At 54.9% G+C, this 18,562-nt stretch carries 23 protein-coding genes; 19 read left to right on the forward strand and 4 right to left on the reverse strand.

The window, feature by feature from the left end:
* Positions 1-825, forward strand: a complete 825-nt coding sequence (locus JAB1_RS29410) for a hypothetical protein (RefSeq protein WP_139144448.1) — start codon at positions 1-3, stop codon at positions 823-825.
* Positions 822-1,568: a hypothetical protein gene (locus JAB1_RS07080; RefSeq protein ID WP_070279277.1), complete on the forward strand. Its 747-nt coding sequence runs from the start codon at positions 822-824 to the stop codon at positions 1,566-1,568. The genes JAB1_RS29410 and JAB1_RS07080 overlap by 4 nt, the downstream gene beginning before the upstream one ends.
* Before the next feature lie 19 nt (positions 1,569-1,587).
* On the opposite strand, the gene JAB1_RS29415 is transcribed toward JAB1_RS07080, so the two are convergent.
* A complete protein-coding gene (locus JAB1_RS29415; protein WP_139144449.1) occupies positions 1,588-1,833 on the reverse strand; it encodes a hypothetical protein in 246 nt (81 codons plus the stop codon).
* A 33-nt stretch (positions 1,834-1,866) separates the two neighbouring features.
* Between JAB1_RS29415 and JAB1_RS07085 the strand changes: the two genes are divergently transcribed.
* Genes JAB1_RS07085 through JAB1_RS07100 form a run of 4 tightly spaced genes read left to right on the forward strand, consistent with a single transcriptional unit; the run spans position 1,867 to position 4,190 of the window.
* Positions 1,867-2,352: a nuclease domain-containing protein gene (locus JAB1_RS07085; protein WP_217494270.1), complete on the forward strand. Its 486-nt coding sequence runs from the start codon at positions 1,867-1,869 to the stop codon at positions 2,350-2,352.
* The gene (locus tag JAB1_RS07090) at positions 2,349-2,756 is read left to right on the forward strand and encodes a hypothetical protein (RefSeq protein ID WP_139144450.1); all 408 of its coding nucleotides are present in this window, start codon (positions 2,349-2,351) and stop codon (positions 2,754-2,756) included. Before JAB1_RS07085 ends, JAB1_RS07090 begins: the two co-directional genes overlap by 4 nt.
* On the forward strand, positions 2,753-3,532 hold the full coding sequence (locus JAB1_RS30110; protein WP_070279279.1) for a YdaU family protein: 780 nt from the start codon (positions 2,753-2,755) through the stop codon (positions 3,530-3,532). Before JAB1_RS07090 ends, JAB1_RS30110 begins: the two co-directional genes overlap by 4 nt.
* Positions 3,519-4,190, forward strand: a complete 672-nt coding sequence (locus tag JAB1_RS07100) for a DUF6475 domain-containing protein (RefSeq protein ID WP_070279280.1) — start codon at positions 3,519-3,521, stop codon at positions 4,188-4,190. The genes JAB1_RS30110 and JAB1_RS07100 overlap by 14 nt, the downstream gene beginning before the upstream one ends.
* Positions 4,191-4,233: 43 nt before the next feature.
* Here the strand turns inward: JAB1_RS07100 and JAB1_RS07105 are convergent, their stop codons facing one another.
* Entirely contained in the window at positions 4,234-5,031 is a 798-nt protein-coding gene (locus JAB1_RS07105; RefSeq protein WP_070279281.1) for an SGNH/GDSL hydrolase family protein, read from the reverse strand.
* 173 nt (positions 5,032-5,204) lie between these two features.
* The gene (locus JAB1_RS07110) at positions 5,205-5,552 is read right to left on the reverse strand and encodes a TfoX/Sxy family protein (RefSeq protein ID WP_034784115.1); all 348 of its coding nucleotides are present in this window, start codon (positions 5,550-5,552) and stop codon (positions 5,205-5,207) included.
* Positions 5,553-5,685: 133 nt separating this feature from the next.
* On the opposite strand from JAB1_RS07110, the gene JAB1_RS07115 reads away from it, so the two are divergent.
* From JAB1_RS07115 to JAB1_RS07140, 6 genes are all read left to right on the forward strand, one after another.
* The gene (locus tag JAB1_RS07115) at positions 5,686-5,919 is read left to right on the forward strand and encodes a hypothetical protein (protein ID WP_070279282.1); all 234 of its coding nucleotides are present in this window, start codon (positions 5,686-5,688) and stop codon (positions 5,917-5,919) included.
* Complete coding sequence (locus JAB1_RS07120) at positions 5,916-6,383, forward strand: MepB family protein (RefSeq protein WP_070279283.1); 468 nt, start codon at positions 5,916-5,918, stop codon at positions 6,381-6,383. Before JAB1_RS07115 ends, JAB1_RS07120 begins: the two co-directional genes overlap by 4 nt.
* Before the next feature lie 450 nt (positions 6,384-6,833).
* A complete protein-coding gene (locus JAB1_RS29425) occupies positions 6,834-7,823 on the forward strand; it encodes a hypothetical protein (protein ID WP_139144451.1) in 990 nt (329 codons plus the stop codon).
* Positions 7,824-8,111: 288 nt separating this feature from the next.
* Positions 8,112-8,894 (forward strand): DUF4062 domain-containing protein, encoded by a 783-nt coding sequence (locus JAB1_RS07130; protein ID WP_070279285.1) that lies wholly within the window; start codon positions 8,112-8,114, stop codon positions 8,892-8,894.
* A 186-nt stretch (positions 8,895-9,080) separates the two neighbouring features.
* Positions 9,081-9,338, forward strand: coding sequence for a hypothetical protein (locus JAB1_RS07135; protein ID WP_070279286.1), 258 nt, complete (start codon positions 9,081-9,083; stop codon positions 9,336-9,338).
* Between the two features lie 182 nt (positions 9,339-9,520).
* Positions 9,521-10,714 (forward strand): GGDEF domain-containing protein, encoded by a 1,194-nt coding sequence (locus JAB1_RS07140; protein WP_254671996.1) that lies wholly within the window; start codon positions 9,521-9,523, stop codon positions 10,712-10,714.
* Between the two features lie 380 nt (positions 10,715-11,094).
* Here JAB1_RS07140 and JAB1_RS07145 read toward each other — a convergent pair whose 3' ends face one another.
* Positions 11,095-12,666, reverse strand: a complete 1,572-nt coding sequence (locus JAB1_RS07145; protein ID WP_070279287.1) for a recombinase family protein — start codon at positions 12,664-12,666, stop codon at positions 11,095-11,097.
* Positions 12,667-12,776: 110 nt separating this feature from the next.
* Between JAB1_RS07145 and JAB1_RS29430 the strand changes: the two genes are divergently transcribed.
* The 7 genes from JAB1_RS29430 (at position 12,777) to JAB1_RS07175 (ending at position 18,559) form a co-directional block, all read left to right on the forward strand.
* Entirely contained in the window at positions 12,777-12,989 is a 213-nt protein-coding gene (locus JAB1_RS29430; RefSeq protein WP_139144452.1) for a hypothetical protein, read from the forward strand.
* Positions 12,990-13,161: 172 nt separating this feature from the next.
* Positions 13,162-14,169, forward strand: coding sequence for a 2-hydroxyacid dehydrogenase (locus JAB1_RS07150; protein WP_034784107.1), 1,008 nt, complete (start codon positions 13,162-13,164; stop codon positions 14,167-14,169).
* A gap of 116 nt (positions 14,170-14,285) precedes the next feature.
* Positions 14,286-14,828: a hypothetical protein gene (locus JAB1_RS07155; RefSeq protein ID WP_034784106.1), complete on the forward strand. Its 543-nt coding sequence runs from the start codon at positions 14,286-14,288 to the stop codon at positions 14,826-14,828.
* 989 nt (positions 14,829-15,817) lie between these two features.
* On the forward strand, positions 15,818-16,063 hold the full coding sequence (locus JAB1_RS07160; RefSeq protein WP_070279288.1) for a hypothetical protein: 246 nt from the start codon (positions 15,818-15,820) through the stop codon (positions 16,061-16,063).
* A 140-nt stretch (positions 16,064-16,203) separates the two neighbouring features.
* Positions 16,204-16,800 (forward strand): putative metallopeptidase, encoded by a 597-nt coding sequence (locus JAB1_RS07165; RefSeq protein WP_070279829.1) that lies wholly within the window; start codon positions 16,204-16,206, stop codon positions 16,798-16,800.
* 30 nt (positions 16,801-16,830) lie between these two features.
* Entirely contained in the window at positions 16,831-17,292 is a 462-nt protein-coding gene (locus tag JAB1_RS07170; protein WP_070279289.1) for a DUF2280 domain-containing protein, read from the forward strand.
* The gene (locus JAB1_RS07175; protein WP_070279290.1) at positions 17,273-18,559 is read left to right on the forward strand and encodes a terminase family protein; all 1,287 of its coding nucleotides are present in this window, start codon (positions 17,273-17,275) and stop codon (positions 18,557-18,559) included. The genes JAB1_RS07170 and JAB1_RS07175 overlap by 20 nt, the downstream gene beginning before the upstream one ends.
* The last annotated feature ends 3 nt before the right edge of the window (positions 18,560-18,562 follow it).

An 18,562-nucleotide genomic window follows, 5' to 3' on the forward strand; every position in this document is an offset into this window, starting at 1 on the left:
ATGAACCAGTCCGAATTATTCGCGGCTGGTATCGCGCAATTGCCTGGGCAAGCCATGACAAAAACCGCATATGAGGTAGTTCGCAGCAGTTCTTCGAGCAGCGCTCGATTTATCGGGAAAGTCGATATTTCCTTACTTGAACTGCAATCCCCAATCAGCCTCACGCTCTATAACGTCACGTCCCTGCTCAATAAGGGGGATTGCGTTGCTCAAGATACCAATGCATTCAGAAAGGTGCTCGCGGAGACTATCGGTATTCGTATCAGTGGCATCTGTTCCTTTCAGTATTTTGACGCACGCATTGATAACACCTTGACCCAGCGCGATTTTGTCCGCGCAGTGATCTGGAAGAGGAATAAGCCTGCTCAACTCATCCGCAGTGAAATAGACGCTGCGATCAAGAGTATCGCTAACAATGAAAATTGCCTTAATTACATCGTGCTCAACAGCGGCATGCTCATCAAGAAAATCTCTCAAGTTCGACAGGGATTCAAGAACCCCTTTTGCAAGCGACTCTGTATGCAGCAAATTCATGTGGATGTGGAGAGCAGTCAATTTAGCCTTGGAAAGAGCTTCTGCTCGTCTGTGCCTGGACTCGTTTGTTGCAAGCCAAATAGTTCCCAAGAGGGTGGAGATCGTACCAACCGCAGCAACCCAATATGCCCATACCGTAATGTCCATCTTGCACCATGGAATTCCTTCGTAGCCAGCCAAACCTATGGCTCCGGCTATGACCATGATTGCCCATTTGTCGTACCAAGCCATCCTGCCTCCGAATTTAGTTGGCGGAATGGTAACACGCAAAGTATTGGCGGTGGGAAATGATCCACTACCACGGACTGCCAATAACCCCGGCTACCGCCGCGGTACGTGCCATCAGCTGTGGCCACGCCTTCGTTTCGTTCCGCCATTCGGACCAGTTGACCATCGCCTTGGAGGTGGCGCAGTCGTTTGCAGTCGACAATGGGGCTTTCTCGGCCTGGCGCAGCGGCCAACCGATCACAGACTGGTCGCTATTCTATGAATGGGTGGGTGAGTTACACCGTTACCCGAACTTCGATTTCGCGGTAATCCCTGACGTCATCGACGGTAGCGAGGCCGACAACGATGCGCTGCTGGCCGAATGGCCATGGCGAGCGTCGGCGCCGCATGTCGGTGCGCCGGTGTGGCATCTACACGAGTCGCTGGGCCGTTTGGATCGCCTCGTCAGCGATTGGCCGCGCATTTGCCTGGGCAGTTCGGGCGAGTTCGCGCAGATCGGTACGCCGGCGTGGTGGACCCGAATGGCCATGGCAATGGATGTGATCTGCGACCGGCAGGGGCTGCCTGCGGCGAAAGTTCATGGGCTGAGAATGCTTGATCCAGCCATTTTCTCTCGCTTCCCGTTCTCCAGCGCCGACAGCACCAACATCGGCCAGAACGTGGGGATTGATTCGGCGTGGCGCGGTACCTACACGCCGCCAACGAAAGAGGCGCGCGCGGCCATCATGCGGGAGCGTATCGAGACGCACCAGTCGATCACGTTCTGGCAGCGAACGGCCGCGCCAATTCAGGAGGGGCTGTTTTAATGACTCTGAAAAAACCCATTTATTTAATCCAGTGCAGGGCTTGTGCTGCAGTGATGCCTGTACTGATCGCAGAAATTAACATGCCGAATGCCGCGACGATTGCTGCAACCATGGTCCATTTTGCTGAACGCTGCGCTGCTTCGGCAGCTAATTTTGCCGCGGCGCTGGAGTCGGCGGCCGTCGCCATTGTTGAAGCAGCTAATTCTTCTAGAGCTGTCGCCGTTCGTTTTGCCGAATGTGCTTTCAGGAATTCAGTGGGTTCCATAATTTCCATTTCTAGCGAAAAGCGAATCGTAGCATGATGCGTCGCTCCCCCATGAAGCCCGCTACCACGCCGATGAAACGCACGGCTTTCGCACGAAGCGAGCGCATCGAGGCGCGCGAAGTGTCAAAGCTCAAGCGTACGGCGCCGAAGCGCAAGGTCGGCTTGAGGGCCAAAGGCCAGCGCTCGACGCCGATCCGGCGCGCCGCGCGCGGCCAGGACTGCACGCTGCGCCTGGCCGTCTGCAACTTCGACCCTGACACCACCGTGCTTTGCCACTCGAATTTCCTGGCGGACGGAAAAGGCTTGGGCCTGAAGGCACCAGACACGGCCGCCGCGTTCGGCTGCAGCGCCTGCCACGACGTACTTGACGGCCGGCGCCCGCGCCCGGCTGATCTGTCGCTGGAATGCCTGCAGGCTGCCTTTCGCTTGGCCGTGGGCCGCACACACGAAATTTTACGGTCAATGGGTCTGCTCGCTGCGGCGGCCAATAATCAAAAACAAAATATGGAACACACATGACGCGAATTAACTTCAGTGAATTTGTTCTGGGCGCTATGCCCGGCACCAAAGCCGATATCGTCACTAAGTCCGGCGTCAGCCAGGCAGCCGTGCTGCGCTGGGTGCGCTTGCTGCACGCCGATCGCAAGATCCATATCGCCGGCTGGCGGCCGCACCCGCGTGCTGGCGCCGCCATGGCTGTGTATGCCGTCGGCAACCTGCCAGACGCGCCGTGCAAGCTGCAGCACCTGTCCAAGCGCCAGATTCGCTTGCGCTTCGAGGCCAAGGCCAAGAAGGACGGCCGCTATGACTCGATGAAGGCGCGCTGGCGCAGCAAGTACTGGATCCGAAAGGCGGGCGCCGTGGGTGACCCGCTGGTAGTGGCCCTGTTCGGCACGGCGCGTGTGCAGGAGGCCCTTCCTTGAACTACTACAGCCACCACATTGGCGATTACACCACCGACACCGCACATCTTTCTTTACTGGAGGACGGTGCATATCGTCGCCTGATGGATCGTTATTACACCACGGAAGCCCCATTGTCGAATGACGAAGCCGGACTCTTCCGCCTGGTGCGCGCACGCTCGGATGAGGAGAAGGATGCCGTGCGCATCGTCCTGCAGGAGTTTTTCCAGGCAACGGACGCAGGCTGGGTGCATAAGCGCTGCGATGCCGAGATAGCTGCGTTCAAAGACAAGAGCATGAAGGCCACAGATGCCGCCAACAAGCGATGGAATAAGGGTGGCAGTACGGATGCTATGCCGACGCATAGCGAAGGCAATGCAGACGCACTGCCAACCAATAACCAAGAACCAATAACCAATAACCATAAACCAGTAAAAACAAAAGACAAGTCGCCTCCGGCTCCCGACGCTTTGTTCCCCGACGTTGATCCGCAGATCGTTGATGATTTCAAGGCGCTGCGAACGAAACACAAGGCGCCGATCACAAGGACTGCCATCCAGGGCATCGTGCGCGAAGCGGAAAAGGCCGGGCTGACCCTGGAAGGCGCATTGCGCATCTGCTGCGAGCGTGGTTGGCGCAGCCTCAAAGCAGAATGGATCACGCAGCACGGGGTGCGCGCTGGGCCAGGGCAGAGCACCAGTACGGTCTACGACCAGACCATGGCCGCTGCAGAGCGCGCCAAGGCCCGAATCTTCGGTAACGCAGCAGCACAGGGAGGACAGCATGACGCAGGATGACTACGAGGATTTCGCCGGAATGGTTGGCGGTATTACCGAACTATACGGGCGCGCAGCCAGTGAGTTCGCCATCACGATCTGGTGGGGCGCGCTACGGCAGTATGACCTTGCCGCCGTGCGCCAGGCCTTCGACCGCCACGTTCGCAACCCCGATAGCGGCCAGTTCGCACCGAAGCCGGCTGACTTGATCCGCATGATGGGCGGCACGACGCAGGACTCGGCGCTGGTGGCCTGGGCCAAGGTCGACCGCGCGTTACGCGTAGTTGGAACTTACCGGAGTGTGGCATTTGATGACGCTCTAGTGCACCGCGTGCTGACTGAAATGGGAGGATGGACGGCGCTGGGCGTGAAGACCGAGAAGGAGTGGCCCTTCATTGCCAAGGAGTTCGAGAATCGGTACCGAGGCTATCGCATGCGCAATGAGCATCCAGATTATCCGCCGATCTTGGTGGGTCTTGCTGAAGCACAGAACGCTCAAGCGGGCTTTGAAGGAGAAGGGCCGACACTAATTGGGGACCAGGAGCAGGCACACCGGGTCATAGCGTTTGGTTCAACTCAGCCACTGCTCGAAATGCGGCACGCTTCTGCGATGGCGATGGGTGTAACGCGGATGGACCCGACCATACGCGTTGAGCATGCCGTCCACCGTGGGCGGTAAATGCAGGGACGGCGCATTGCGATAGCACCTCGTCTTACAAAAATTAGGCGGCCAAGCTGAGGCTCTGAAGTACTGGTGTCCAGCGGGTGACCGCAATTTTTTTGAACCCAGCCGGCTTTGGATGGATTTCATTGGCCCATTGGTTCGGCTCAAGACATCCACGGCTGTCGACAAGTAGTATTCGTGTCGGATCGATTTGAGTTAATTTTACAAGTTCGGCAGTTAGTCTGTCGATTACGAGTCTGACGCAGCCTGCCTGCAAGGCCAATGGTACGGTTGCGTCGTCCAACGCCATGCGTAGCCACGTCGATTCCTTGCCGAACACTCCTTTTCCAGTGGGAAGTGCGTAATCGTAATTGTGGAGAACGATCGGCACGTCTGGCCCCGTCGCCGCCATGATCTGACCGATGAGTATTTCGTAATTTTCGGCGGTTTTTCGCATCAGCCATTCGAGGGTTCGGTCGTCCGTACCTGGCCGGAAGCAATCATCCGGTGTTTTCGCTGTAGAGCAATTGATATTGAGCATCGGCCTCAAATCATTGACGCCAGCAAAGTCGTTCCCGCCGCCGCTAATGAACGCCGCCGAGAGTGATGGACCGTGGAGTTTGAGTGCCTTTCTGATTAACTTGGAGTGTTTGCCAGCGACATAATCGACAATTTCCGCACCGTTTTCGCCGAGGGCGAATATGACGTGCTCTTTAGTCTCGACAAGTTTGCCGAGCTGGTTGAGCAGTGATCCTCCTGGGAATGGGTACCAGAACCAGGAGTCTCCAATGGCTAGGATCGAAGGGTAGCGCCCCTCCATCATCATTGCGCTGTCTGACCAGAACACATTGCCCATAGCTTCTCCTCAAACGATAATTGGCATATTCTGCTGCTCAGGTGGCGCGCCTACCCGATCCGGCGAGAAATAATACTCTTCGAAAGTTACCAGAAGCTTATCTACTTGAACGTTTCAAAAACTATCCAATAGTCACGATTACAATTTCTATTGCTGTTGCGATTTAGTACAAGTTATTTTTTCGGCTTTGGTGGCAGCTTAGGTTTCGGCAGCGGCAATGCATCGACCGTACGCCGCGCCAATTGGCTCAGCCAATCGCGCTCGTCCCACAGTCCGCCGTCGATCAAAAAATATGGCTTGGCTTGCGGGTAGGGCGGCGCTTCCTGCAGCGTGCCTTGTGCGCTGATCCAGGCGCGGCCCGCGTCCGTCGGCTTGATGAAGAGCTGGTCGTCGGCGACGATGGCGAACATCTTGCCGTCGCAATACAGGCCGTACTCGCCAAACATCTTCTTCGCGCTGACTCCGCTCGCGCCCGCCATCTGGTCGAGTAAAAAATCCACCGTGCCTTGTTGTGATGCCATGTTGTCCTCCGTATGAAGGAATAGTGTAGCGTAAGCCTCAATCTTGGCGGCCTTTTTTCGGCCGCGTACTGGTCAGGATCGGCCGGCGCGGCTACACTACGGCCATTGATTTTTTTGCACGACATATTTTCCCATGACGCCCCAGCATATTATTCACCGTGGCATCACCATCGCCACCCTGTCGGCTGACCAGTCCGTCGACACCCATTGTGCACCGGGCCATACGGCCATCCGCCAGCAGGCCGACGGCTGGTGGCTGTATTTTGTCGATGAGGATGGCAAGGTCGATGGCTATGACAGCCCGTTCGCCAGTCATGATGAGGCCCTTTGGGCGGCCAAGGCCGCGGCCGAGTTCAGCGCGCAATGAAGGCCAGTCCCTGGGCTTTCCTGGGCTTGCCCCAAGCGCCCGTGCCGGAAGCGGAAAGCGCGCAATACGGCGCCTGCCGCGCCGAACTGCACGGCAAACGTGTGGTCCTGCGCGTAGCCAATACCACGCCGACGAAAATTGGCCAGTTCGTCACCGTCTGGAAGCGCCCCCATCCCGATGCCGACATCGCCCCGCTGGATGAAGCGGACCTCGTTGATGTCGTCATCATCGCCGTGACCGACGACGATGGCGCGCGGCACGGCTTCTTCGTTTTTCCGCGCAGCGTGCTGCTGGAGCGGGGCGTGATGTCGCGCGCCAGCCAGGGCGGCAAGCGAGCGCTGCGCGTGTATCCGCCGTGGTGCTCGCCTGAATCTGCTCAGGCGCAGCGCACGCAGCGCTGGCAGAGTGCCTGTTTTGTAGCGGCGGGGGATCAACGAAGGCTAGAACAGCTGTTTGGGCAGTGATTGTTTCCGTTTCCTTGGAATTTATCTGCGCCTTGCTGCTGTGTTAGCACGCTTTGAAAAACCTGTTTTGTTATGATGGCAATAAAATCTTGGCGAGGCATTTCTATCGTCCGCTATCGGCCAGGAGCGGACTTTCGAACTTTCCTATTCACTACCGACCAATACAAATGAAAACTAGAAAATTTCTACTTGGAGCATTCGTGCTTGCTTTTCTGGTCGCCGTTGGCCTGTGGTTACGGAACGAAGTGAGAATAGACAGTTGCTTAGACCATAGTGGCAGGTGGGATAAAGAGCGACAGACGTGCGAAGGTGCTACAGAGTAGAACCATAGCTCGAACGTTTGCTTCGGGGTGTAACCTGCCAACGACGGCAACCGGCCAGAAGCGGTCTTTTTAGGTGGCTCAAGAGCTGCACGACTCGACGCCTCAGTGCAACGACCATTATTAAAATATGACTTTTCTTTGCCAAGCATGTGAACGCCGCCCGTCGTTAATAGAAGAACGGGACGACGACCCAAACGAACCGTATCTGGTCTGCCAAGAATGTCACGGACGTTTAATAAGCCGCGGGCTTCGTCCAAGCGAGTGGTTCAACCTCGCGAAGAGACACGGATGGGCAAAGTTTCTGCTACACGACGATTTCTACGACGATAACGGGGAAGCTACTCAACCAGAAGAGGATGTCGAAGACGCTGAATTCTACCCCGCCCCTACACTCAGCCAGGTCGAGACGGCAGCTGCCACACTTCTCGATTACTCGGTGACTCGCTGGAACCTTGACGAGGATGTCTTTGCGGCATGGCGGCGACTACCCCAAGGAAGCGTATTGTCGTGCATTGCCGAGCGCTTCGACCGCACTCTGAATCCGTCGGTCAGGGCGGTCACCTTGGAAGTGGCTGCGCTCTTTCGCGCACAAGGGAGGGTATTTGTACGGCACGCTTGGGAGTCTTACCCAGACTGCGGTTCCTTTTGGTCACTTGCAGCGGCCACAGCAGCTTGTCTCCCCGAGGATGAAGGATTTCCGCTGGTGACAATGGCGCTCGAGACGCTACCAGAGAAAATGCGGCAGAAGCAGTTCGGAGCCTTGGCGCACTTCCGCTCAACGAAAAGCCTCGGCTGGATTGAGACCCATGCAAGTGAGTCAACTAGTGAAGCATGGGGTTATCTTGCCGCTGCGTCAAAATTCAATTGGCCCAAGGGCGAAGAGTGGCTGAAGGCCGGCCGCCCCCTTAGTCTGATTGCGGTTGACGCACTTTTGGCCATCGCCAATCCTCGGACGCCGTTCTTGCGGCGCATAGGTCCCATTCTTGAAAATCAGCCTAGCGAGCAGGGCCTTCGTTACGCTGTTGAGGCTCTGATGAAAGCAGACCCGGCTCCGAGGGTGATGCAGCGCGCCAGTGCGCTACTCGAGTACGTGCCAGCCCTTATCCGCCCCTCTTGACCTAGGTGCAAGTGCTCCCAGTGAGAGAAAGGGCATAGTGCGTGGCTGTTATTAAGTCGTGACTGTCTACATGGTTTTCGTGCCCTGACGTGGGGGCAAGACTCGAAGTGAAAGCAGCTGTTCAAACCTTAGTCGCTTGACGGCGAAGGTCCGCTTTGGGGCGAATGCAGCCTGCCGATGCAGCAGCAAGATTTTTACCCTGGCAACCTGCTATGCTGGGCCGAACGACCGGGTTCGGCCAATAGCGGTCCGTAGTCTTACTAACATGAACAAGTCATATATATATTTATGCCGCCATCAATCTTCGTAAGCTCGACCTTCACAGATCTCCAGCGACACCGCCTGCTTGTACGAGAAGCAATAGGAAGACTCCAGTACGATTCGCAGGCAATGGAATTCTTCGGCGCTCTAACCGATACACCAAAGGAGGAGTGCCTTCGCCTCGTACGACACGCGAATGTGTATGTGGGCATCTTCGCCATGCGATACGGCTTCGTCGATCCACAGTCCGGAAAGTCCCTAACCCAACTGGAATATCAGGAAGCCCAGGCGATTCGTTTGCCAAGCCTCATCTACGTCATCGATGAGGAAGCGCACCCGGTTCTTCCAAAGCATGTAGATACTGGCTCGTCCGCAGAGAAACTGCGCGACTTCAAGGAGGTTCTGAAGCGGTCACATGTAGTTAACTTCTTCTCGTCGCCCGAAGATCTTGCTGCCAAAGTCACCCAAGATGTTGTGCGATTGGTCGGCGCGATGGCCAAGCAGCCAACGGCACAAGTTCTTTCGCAGCTAGCTGCTAACAAGGTCAAACGCCATCCGCTCACGCCGCCACGTTTCGAATATTTAAAGCAGCGGACCTCCGGGTTATTCAAGCACGACGTACCGGAATCGATTCTGCGAGAGGCGCTTGAGCTGTTCATCGGCGGGGACAACATGGCTGCTGCATTTGTACTGAGCCGTGGCACCCCGATGTTGCTTGATGATGCAGTTGACGGGCTCATGGAAGTCGAAAAAGTCCTTATCGAAATCGTTATCAAGGGTAGATCGCCTCAAGAGAACGGAGATATCTAATCGATCTATCGCGCAAACGTCCTGGAGCTTGCTTCGTACAGCCCATAAGCCTCTGCTCATATCGAATGTTGTACTTCCACTTTTGTCGCCTTCGACGGTCCGCTTCGGGGCGGAACCTGCCAATGACGGCAACCGGCCAAAAGCGGAAGTTCACTATGTTATTGAAGTGTAGTTTAAGGTTGCCCTATGATTAGTAAAGAAAGCGCCCCGGCAGCATGGGCCACACTGATGTACGAGCTTGAAGATGCGCAAGAACATTTGACCACGTTAATATCGGAGATGAGTAGCGAGGCTGATTACGATGAGGTCAATCTTCGCATTGGCCTCGGCCATGTGTTTGCGCACTTGAACAGGGCTTGGCATCTGCGTGACACGATGGAAGACCTCGATCAAGAGCAGTGGCAGCGCGCCGGCCAATTTCCCAAGGACTTAGACCCGATATAGTTCGTGGACGATTGGCTGGATTCGGCCAAGAGCAGACGGTCGCTCTATCAACGCGAAACAGGTTACGTACGCTAACTACGATTTCGGTTGGCCCCTAAAAGAGAGGCACCAAACTAAAGTTCCTCAGTAAATTGTTGCCGATTTTCCATGTGGATGCAGGTTTGTTGGGATAATGCGGCCTCTTGGGTTATTTTGAAAGTGTGATAGTGGCTATAACGGACGTCTCGACCCTATTCTTTGGCATGACACTTAACCTGTCGATCATGGCCTTGGCACTTCCCTATTTCATGGGGCGGGTGAACCGTGCAGCGCGGTATGCGCAAGCCGGTATCATATTGCAAACATTGGGTTGGATTTTCCTGCTTTGCTCAAACACTTTTGAACGGGGCGGCTGGGCCGACCACTTGTTATCAACGATGGCAATGGGCAGCGTCTCGGGCGGCATGGTATTCAACGCCATGGCCTTTCAATTGTGGTACGGCCGTAAGGCGAACGCTCGCGCCCCAACCGCCATAGCCGTGCTGATGACCGTTGGCTACTGCATCGGTTTTTCCGACTATCCTTTCAGGGTAGGTTGGGCGAATGGCCTGTTGGCATTACAGATTGCAACCATTATAGTGCCCCTATGCCGTGCGCCACAGGTGGCAGTCGGACGCTGGCGTTGGCTATTAATCATATGCCTTACAGTTCAGATGGTAGTACTTGCCGGCCGCGCCGTGTTGGGTGCGTTTTACACCGCTGAGTTTCCGAATTTTTTTGGGCCGTACCTGGTCAACCGAGTGTTTGCCTTGTCATCGAACTCGATGATGATGATGTCTGTGGTAGCCATCCTCCTGGCGCATCGCGACGAGGCGGCTAGGGAACTGGAACGGTTGGCTACTCTAGACGGCCTGACCGGTGCTTTGAATCGCCGCGCTTGGGTAATAAAGTCCGAGATCGACCTAGCCAGCAGTTTGCGATATAAGCGGCCACTCGGTGTATTGATGCTTGACCTCGATTATTTCAAGCAAATCAACGACAAGCATGGACATGCTGGTGGCGACAGGGCGTTGCAAGTTTTCGTCACTGGCTTACGCGCTGTGAGTCGTGTCGGAGATCTGTTCTGTCGCTACGGCGGTGAGGAATTCTGTGTGCTACTCAACAGTGCTGACTTCGCCTCGATCACAGCTTACGACGAACGCATGCGGCAGTGGCTGGAGCTGCATTCGTTCAACGAACTGGGTTTTGAACTCTCTTATAGCGGAGGTATCGCAATGCGTATGCACAATACTGACACCATTGAGAATATGCTTCAGCGTGCCGATGTCGCCCTCTACAAAGCAAAGTCGCAAGGGCGTGGCTGTACGCTTGCCAGCTCGGAATTGCTCTGCGCATAAATCGGCGGATTTTAATGCCTGTACGGTTTTCAGGAAGAGTGACGAAGCACTCTTACAAGGTTTGAAATTGGCAAAGCATTCAGTTTAATCTCTTGCCGTGACTGCTTTGGGGCGGAACCTGCTGCCGGCGACAACCGTCCCGGAGCGGACTGTCGTGTTCGTTCGTTCCCTCCTATAGAGAAGCCTTTTCCATAATTGCTCCTACGGGCCCACATCACAACTAACTTAAGATAGGCAAGATGTACCTGGAATTCTTGTAGTCGGCCCTCGCTCCTAACTGCTCACTTTGATAACCATGTCGTGATACTTGCCTAAAGATTGGACTGTGACCTCCTTGATATCCGTAACGGCGATATGCACGCTTGAATCCAGGCATGGCTTTAGTCGTAAGCTGGGATGTTTATTGTGAGACGTCCTTCGAAGATTGTATTTAGCGATGGATATCGATATTGCTCCATATTGTGCATGTTGGCTTCAGTAAGCGTGATTTGCACTTTGAGGAAGTCAGCCTTCGGGAATAGATAAAAAGTACTTGCTTTTGTGTTTTCAAGATCAAGAAGTACTGCCAGAACAAAATCGCATCTGGACTCCTCATCCAGTCGTATCCGCCAGCGAGGAGGGGCCTGCTTTTCGTACAGGCATCTTGCTATCGTGATCTTCAAGACAATCCGATCATCGAGCAGCAGAGTATTGCGAGATGACCCGTTTACTTGGCTGACACCCGTTTTCGAAATGAGTCCCACAATTCGTTCGTGCGTTTCTGCGCGAACAGTTCGTACTATTTTCCGCGTGGCCACGAACTTATGTTCGTTGATAGGTGGCAGTCCAGCAAGGGCGTAGGCTTCCAGCATGGTGCCAAAGTAGTAGGCGAACATCTGTGCACCGGGAAGTGTATTGTCCTGATCAATTAGCACGGTGGTTACCTTCCCATGTTTTTCATGTAACTTGCGCAGCATTGCCAAGAGTTCTTCTTTTGGAATCGGAGCGAGGCGAAGTTTGCGCTCTTGCTGCGCTTTACGAAAAAGGGCAACCGGGATAAGGGGAGGGAAGGCACCGATCCTTTGTATCCACATGGATGCAGGATTCTCGACGTGATACTTTCGGAGCTTGAAAGAGGCTCTGTTGTAGATGATGTTGCCAATGTACTTTTCGTTTGTAAGCACATCACGAACGCAGTCACGAGTCCAAGCGCGGCCGCATTCGCGAGGTGCCTCCATTGCATTTAACAAGAAAGCAATTTCGCTTTCACTTAGCCTTTCCAGTACGTACCAGTCGTACACTCCTCGAAGAATCTCAAGCTCCTCATTTGGTCCAGGAACTAGTATTACGCGGTCTGTAGGATGGCTCTTCCTTTCTCCGTATTCCAGTGCCGGCTTGGCCTTGCCGTTTGCACTGATAGGTATTCGGCGCAATCCAAATCCCGCTCTGCCACCTTGCTTAAATCCCATTTCTACAAAACGGCACTGAGCTGCAAACACCTTGGTTGAAAGTTCTCTGCTGTACTCGGCGGCCATGGCGCGCTTTACGCTCTTAATTATGGACGAGACCGAAGATCCATTGTTCTCGAAGTCTTCTGCACAATAGACGATGGCGACTCCTGCGCGGCGGCATATGTATTCGTAGTAGGCGCTTTCGTCCAAGTCCTGGAACCTTCCCCAGCGGCTTATATCATAGGCAAGTATCGACTGAAATGGTGCTACGCCACTTTGCACGTCTTCTATCAGGCTTCGTAAGCCTGGGCGAGAGGAAAAATCGAGCCCGCTCCTACCCTCGTCGGTGTATGTTTTGATAATGTCTATGCCATGGCGTTCTGCGTACTCCGAAATGCAATGAAGCTGATGTAAAACAGAATGATTTTGATTGTCTGTAGACATCCGGACGTATACCGCAGCTGTCGGCTTTGCACTTTTTTCCTTCGCCTTTGGAACGTGTATGGCTGCTTTGCGTCGCATGCAATTCCCCTATGGACGGTGCCAAGTGCGGCGAGCTTTTTGCACTTGCTTGATGCGGATCAACACCTGGCCCTTCACCTGTCGCATCCTACTGAAACAGGGAGGGTGCTATGTTTGATAATGCCACTGAAAAAACGTTACGACTGATTGCTGCCGGGGTGTATCTGAAACGAATACATGGCCTGGAGTTCGCGGTTCTTGTGCTGATAGATGCCGGGTTTTGTGAAGGTATCGCAAGAGCTGCCCTGCAAGAAGACCGGGCTTACTTAGGTAGGGACTTGATGTTGAAAAACTGCCTGAGTGACGGTATACATCCGGAATGATCTGTAACCTATTGCAGTGTCGCACGATTCGGGTAACCCTTTCCTTTTCCTCTGGCCAGCAGTCCTCGTCACTAGGTACCCAATTGCGTGGTCATACAGTTTGGAAAGGAGTAATCTTCTGTGTAGCCATTTTTAATAATTACAAATTGCGTTCGCGCAAAGGATCTTTAAGATGAAAATCGCTGTATTCAGCTCCCAACCATATGATCGCCGTTTTCTCAATGAGAAAGCAGATCAACGCGATACTCAAGATGCCGTGGAGATGCGTTTTCACACTGAGTCCTTGTCCCTGCAGTCGGTGGCTCTTGCACAAGGATGCAAGGCAATCTGCGTGTTTGTAAACGATGTGCTTGACGCCGAAGTACTGCATGCTCTTGCTCACATTGGTGTGCGCGCGATCCTGTTGCGTTGCGCAGGTTTCAATAACCTCGATATCGATGCAGCACGGCGGTTGGACTTTTTCGTCGCACGCGTGCCTGCATATTCACCGGAGGCTGTTGCTGAGCATGCACTTGCCTTAACGCTGACGCTGAATCGCCGAACTCACCGTGCCTATGCAAGGGTGCGCGAAGGCAATTTTGCGCTTGATGGCCTTTTGGGGAGCAATCTGCACGGGAAGACGGTGGGCATCATAGGAACAGGAAAAATTGGCCTGGCTACCGCAAAGATTTTTAACGGTTTCGGCTGCCGTCTGTTGGGTTTTGATCCGTTCCCATCGCCGGAGTTTGAAGCATTCGGCGAAATGGTTGAACTGTCCGAGCTTCTCTCCGAGTCGGATTTCGTCTCACTGCATTGTCCGCTCACAACCGATACCCACCACCTCATAAATGCCGATACGCTGAATCTGATGAAGGAGGGGGCTATGTTGATCAATACTTCACGTGGAGCTCTCATTGACACACAGGCAGTGATTGACGCGTTGAAGTCGCGCCAACTAGGCTCCTTGGCCATCGATGTGTACGAACAAGAAAGCAACCTTTTCTTCGAGGACCGGTCCGGCGACATCATTACGGATGATATTTTCCAGCGCCTGATGACGTTCCCGAACGTTCTTGTTACCGGACATCAAGGTTTCTTTACCATTGAAGCTATGCGTGAGATTGCCACGACAACCTTTGATAATTTGTCCGCATATCAGCTTGGCGCCGAGTGTTCGAACCTTGTGCCAGGTACATATTGACGGTTCTCGTTTTCCCAAAAGTTAGCGGTGCATAGCTTGCGCCTCTGCTGATACTCTCGGCCGCCAGGCCGGTGAAATCGCATGCTACGATTGTCGAATTCTGACAGGAGTAGAGCATGGGATTTGCTGAAAAGTATGTTGCGTCAATCGGATCGAGCAATTTAATGGATGACGCGCAGCACCACCAGACTGACCCGCTCGCCGCTGCGGCGCTGGCTGGTGACATCGGCGCGCTGCTGTGCCGCGTGAAGTATGCCGACGGCACGCTAAACCGCATGTTTGAGGGCAACCAGCAGAACCTGGCGCAGCTGTTGCGCATCTGGACCGCCGAAGTGATCAAGCGTGGCCGGTTCCGCCGCTGGGTGCCAGAAAATACAGCTTGGGATGCGGCAGCGGCGCAAGCGCTTTACCGGCGCGTAGCCGAGAAGTCGCTGGCGCACTGGCTGGACAGCAAGTGCAGGGGATGCAGCGGTACCGGCGTTAAGGTGCTGCTCGGGAACGGCATTTGCACGAGCTGCAAAGGAACGGGCGTATCGACAGTGTATGGCGTGGCGGGCCTAGAGCTGGAGCGCGTCAAGGATATGGTGAGCGAGCTAAGCGCCATTTACGACAGTCACTCTGGAAGGGCGGGCGGATTGTTACGCGGCAGAGACATATAGCGCGGGTTTTCTTTTGGCCTGTGTTTACAAACAGTATTTCTGCGGTATACTTCAGACCTCAGTTCAAGAAAATTCTTCCGGAAATCGTAATGTGCGCATCGCGCCACCGATAGCTGGAACTCGCGACAGTACCCATCCATGCATCGGACGTGCTCGCCCTCAATTTGACGTTCACCACGCACTTTACTCACAGGAGCAAAGTCGACAGCCTGCCACCTCATGGTCGCGGGCTTTTTTGTGTTTCAAGCTCATTCTTAATGACTTGCCCACCGGTCACATTCAAGGATACAAGCCACTTAGTCACTAAAGAGCATGTTAGATGATGAGAGGAGGGAACTGCGAAAGTGATTTTTCTTAGGGGAATGGAAGAGTACTTGTCAGTACAGACTTCAACTGATTCACAAAAAATAGTGATATGTTTATTTAGCAATAGTAGTAAATCGTTTAGCTCGATATCATTTGCTGGAACATATATTCTGAACCGTTTAGTAAAGCCAGCCTCAAAATTTTCCATTTCGACGACCAAAGTTAGTTAATTAACATTAACTATATTGCACTTTTGTTTTTTCTTGCGCACTGCACAATCTTTTGCACTGTCTTCAACGAAACGTTGAAGGTTGGCGAGAAGCGAATGTGATCCCTTTGGTAGCTTCGCTCAGGCACTAGCTACTTAGGGGTATGAAAGAGTTAGCGTGGCTTTCGACGCATCTTAGGGTCTTGGCTCAGTACGCGCAATGCGGTCCATTTACTGACGTTGTATCTCTGTAGATATGCCTCTGCGGCTGCCGTGCCAACTTCCATTGCCATTCGAACCGCATTTTCGATGATCTCTTCAGTTTCTTTGTCCGGACGGGAGAGCGACAATGGTTTGGGCACAAATGTAGGATCGTTTGGCATGCACATGTATGGTGAGGTGGAAAACTAAATCATGCCGAAAGAAAATTTATCGGAATTGATTTGCATCAATCGTTTCCTACCTGTTCAATATTATGCCTAGAATGCAACACCCATCGAACAACGGCTTGCTTGGCGCACCTGCAGGCTGGGACCAGGCCGAACTGCCGTGCAACGCGCTGCCGATCACGCGCACGCATGTCGGAGACCTGCCGGCCGTGCTGTCGTACTGGCGCCCCGATGCTGGCGAACTGGCCGCGTTGAATGCCGGCGGCGCCGTCAGGCTATGGGTGGTGGGCGCAACGATGCCACCCGTGATGCTCGACCTCGAAATCGCTTGAGACACTACATTTAGTAGGTCACCAGCGAAAGTGTCGAAAATTGCCGGGCTGAGACCGCCGGAATTATTACCAAACACTACATCTAGTAGGTCGGAATGAAGAAAAGCCGCAGTTTCGCAGCGCCCACATCGGCGCGCCCGATGCCGCCGACCGAATTCACCGACCCGCTGAATAATCGGTACATGCCCGCGCCCGAGGTGCTGAAGTGGGCCCGCACCACCATCCTCACCGAAGGCGGCGCGCTCTACAACGTAGACCACGCGCACCTGGAATATGCCGACATGCAGTTCCTATGGGCGCCGCAAGGTTTTGTGAAGGCTGGCCGCACGGTGCTGGGCCAGTGCGAGGAAGTGACGTTCCGCTGTGGGCCGTGGCAGAAAGGCCGCCAGCAACAGCAGATGGTCGATTGGTTCGGCGCCGTGCCGGACTTCCTGATTACCTTGGACGCTTCCTACTGCCTGACTTGCAGCGATGCCGAATTCTGCGCGTTGCTCGAGCACGAGCTTTATCACATCGCCCAGGAGATGGATGAATTCGGTGCGCCGGCCTTCAACAAGTACGGACTGCCGAAGCTGTGCATGCGCGCGCATGACGTCGAAGAGTTTGTCGGCGTTGTCCGGCGCTACGGCGCAAGCGAGGACGTGCAGCGCATCATCGACGCAGCAAAGACACCGCCAGAAGTGGCGAAAATCAACATAGCGAGGGCGTGCGGAACGTGTCTTCTAAAGGCTGCGTAGCCTTTACGTTGCTTTACAGGAAACTAATACATGGCCGCACTCAAGGACGAGGTGAAGCTGTACGTCGTCACCGCGCTGGCCTGTTTCGACTCGCCCACGCAGGTGTCGATAGCGGTAAAAGAGGAATTCGGGCTCGATGTGAGCCGCCAACAGGTCTCCTGCTATGACCCGAACACGTACGTCGGCCGTAACCTGAGCCAGAAATGGCGGACGATCTTCGAAGAGACCCGGACGAAGTTCCGCGCCACGGCTGAGGAAATCCCGATCGCCAGCAAGGCATTCCGCTTGCGTGGCCTGGGCCGCCTGGCACAGAAGGCCGAGAACATGCGCAACTTGCCACTGGTCGCCAGTCTCTACGAGCAGGCCGCCAAGGAAGTGGGCGACATCTACGTGAACAAGGGCAAGGCCGAGCAGGCCGACCAAGCGCCCACGCCTGTCGCAATTACCTTCGGCGTGAAAGACGCCAAGCGCCATGACGACAATCCAGTTTGACCTGAACGTCCCGCAATCGAGCTTCCTGCAGCTGCCGCACAAGTTCAAGGCTTACGTGGCCGGGTTCGGCTCGGGCAAGACGTTTGTGGGCTGCGCCGGCATCTGCGCCCACTTTTGGCAATGGCCAGGCATCAACCAAGGCTACTTCGCGCCGACCTATCCGCAGATTCGCGACATCTTCTATCCCACGATGGAGGAGGTGGCCTACGCGATGGGCCTGCGCATCAAGGTGAAGCAGGGCGACCACGAAGTCGAGGTGTACGAGGGCCGACGCTATCGCGGCACCGTCATCTGCCGCTCGATGGAAAAGCCTGAAACCATCGTCGGCTTCAAGATCGGCCACGCGCTGATCGATGAGTTAGACGTGATGCCGCTGAAGAAGGCGCAGACGGCCTGGCGCAAGATCATCGCCCGTATGCGCTACAAGGTGCCGGGTCTGATGAACGGCATCGATGTGACGACGACGCCCGAGGGCTTCAAGTTCGTGTATCAGCAGTTCGTGAAGGCCATCCGGGACAAGCCAGAGCTGGCCAGCCTGTACGGCCTGATCCAGGCGAGCACGTTCGACAACGAGCTGAACCTGCCAGACGACTATATTCCGTCGCTGATGGCCAGCTACCCGCCGGCGCTGATCGATGCTTACCTGCGCGGAAAGTTCACCAACCTGACTAGCGGCAGTGTGTACGCCGACTTCGACCGCATGCTGAACCACACGAACGAGATCATCCTGCCCGGCGAGCCGCTGATGGTGGGCCTCGACTTCAACGTCCAGAACATGACAGCATGCGTCAACGTGGTGCGCGACGGCCTGCCGCGCACGCTGGCCGAGCGCGTGCAAGTGCGTGACACGCCAGCCATGGCCAAGATCCTGAAGGAAGACTTCAAGGACAAAGGCCACCAGGTGAAGATTTTCCCGGATGCGTCCGGCCAGAACACCAGCAGCAAGAACGCGAGCGAGTCCGACCTGTCCATTTTGCGCCAGGCGGGCTTCATTCTCGAAGTGAATCACTCAAACCCTGCGGTCAAGGACCGGGTCAACGCCTACAACGGCATGATCCTGAACGCCCAGGGCGAGCGTCGCTGGAAGATCAACACTGATCAGTGCCCGACCACCACCGAGGCGCTGGAGCAGCAGGTGTGGGGTGCCGACGGCCAGCCGGACAAGAAATCCGGCCACGACCATCCGAATGACGCGAACGGCTACTTCCTCGTGAAGCGCTACCCGATCGTGAAGAGCACGACGACCACCGCGCCGCTGCGGATGTAACAA

This window comes from Janthinobacterium sp. MP5059B, assembly GCF_001758645.1.
Classification (GTDB): Bacteria; Pseudomonadota; Gammaproteobacteria; order Burkholderiales; family Burkholderiaceae_D; genus Janthinobacterium; species Janthinobacterium lividum.

Coding starts and splice junctions, on each gene's coding strand:
- JAB1_RS07150 (WP_034784107.1), top strand. CDS start 13,162: ATGAAAATCGCTGTATTCAGCTCCCAACCATATGATCGCCGTTTTCTC.
- JAB1_RS29410 (WP_139144448.1), top strand. CDS start 1: ATGAACCAGTCCGAATTATTCGCGGCTGGTATCGCGCAATTGCCTGGG.
- JAB1_RS07135 (WP_070279286.1), top strand. CDS start 9,081: ATGATTAGTAAAGAAAGCGCCCCGGCAGCATGGGCCACACTGATGTAC.
- JAB1_RS07165 (WP_070279829.1), top strand. CDS start 16,204: ATGCCGCCGACCGAATTCACCGACCCGCTGAATAATCGGTACATGCCC.
- JAB1_RS07090 (WP_139144450.1), top strand. CDS start 2,349: ATGACGCGAATTAACTTCAGTGAATTTGTTCTGGGCGCTATGCCCGGC.
- JAB1_RS29430 (WP_139144452.1), top strand. CDS start 12,777: ATGTTTGATAATGCCACTGAAAAAACGTTACGACTGATTGCTGCCGGG.
- JAB1_RS29425 (WP_139144451.1), top strand. CDS start 6,834: ATGACTTTTCTTTGCCAAGCATGTGAACGCCGCCCGTCGTTAATAGAA.
- JAB1_RS07110 (WP_034784115.1), bottom strand. CDS start 5,552: ATGGCATCACAACAAGGCACGGTGGATTTTTTACTCGACCAGATGGCG.
- JAB1_RS07170 (WP_070279289.1), top strand. CDS start 16,831: ATGGCCGCACTCAAGGACGAGGTGAAGCTGTACGTCGTCACCGCGCTG.
- JAB1_RS07160 (WP_070279288.1), top strand. CDS start 15,818: ATGCCTAGAATGCAACACCCATCGAACAACGGCTTGCTTGGCGCACCT.
- JAB1_RS07080 (WP_070279277.1), top strand. CDS start 822: ATGATCCACTACCACGGACTGCCAATAACCCCGGCTACCGCCGCGGTA.
- JAB1_RS07115 (WP_070279282.1), top strand. CDS start 5,686: ATGACGCCCCAGCATATTATTCACCGTGGCATCACCATCGCCACCCTG.
- JAB1_RS07105 (WP_070279281.1), bottom strand. CDS start 5,031: ATGGGCAATGTGTTCTGGTCAGACAGCGCAATGATGATGGAGGGGCGC.
- JAB1_RS07130 (WP_070279285.1), top strand. CDS start 8,112: ATGCCGCCATCAATCTTCGTAAGCTCGACCTTCACAGATCTCCAGCGA.
- JAB1_RS07085 (WP_217494270.1), top strand. CDS start 1,867: ATGATGCGTCGCTCCCCCATGAAGCCCGCTACCACGCCGATGAAACGC.
- JAB1_RS07100 (WP_070279280.1), top strand. CDS start 3,519: ATGACGCAGGATGACTACGAGGATTTCGCCGGAATGGTTGGCGGTATT.
- JAB1_RS07120 (WP_070279283.1), top strand. CDS start 5,916: ATGAAGGCCAGTCCCTGGGCTTTCCTGGGCTTGCCCCAAGCGCCCGTG.
- JAB1_RS07145 (WP_070279287.1), bottom strand. CDS start 12,666: ATGCGACGCAAAGCAGCCATACACGTTCCAAAGGCGAAGGAAAAAAGT.
- JAB1_RS07155 (WP_034784106.1), top strand. CDS start 14,286: ATGGGATTTGCTGAAAAGTATGTTGCGTCAATCGGATCGAGCAATTTA.
- JAB1_RS07175 (WP_070279290.1), top strand. CDS start 17,273: ATGACGACAATCCAGTTTGACCTGAACGTCCCGCAATCGAGCTTCCTG.
- JAB1_RS29415 (WP_139144449.1), bottom strand. CDS start 1,833: ATGGAACCCACTGAATTCCTGAAAGCACATTCGGCAAAACGAACGGCG.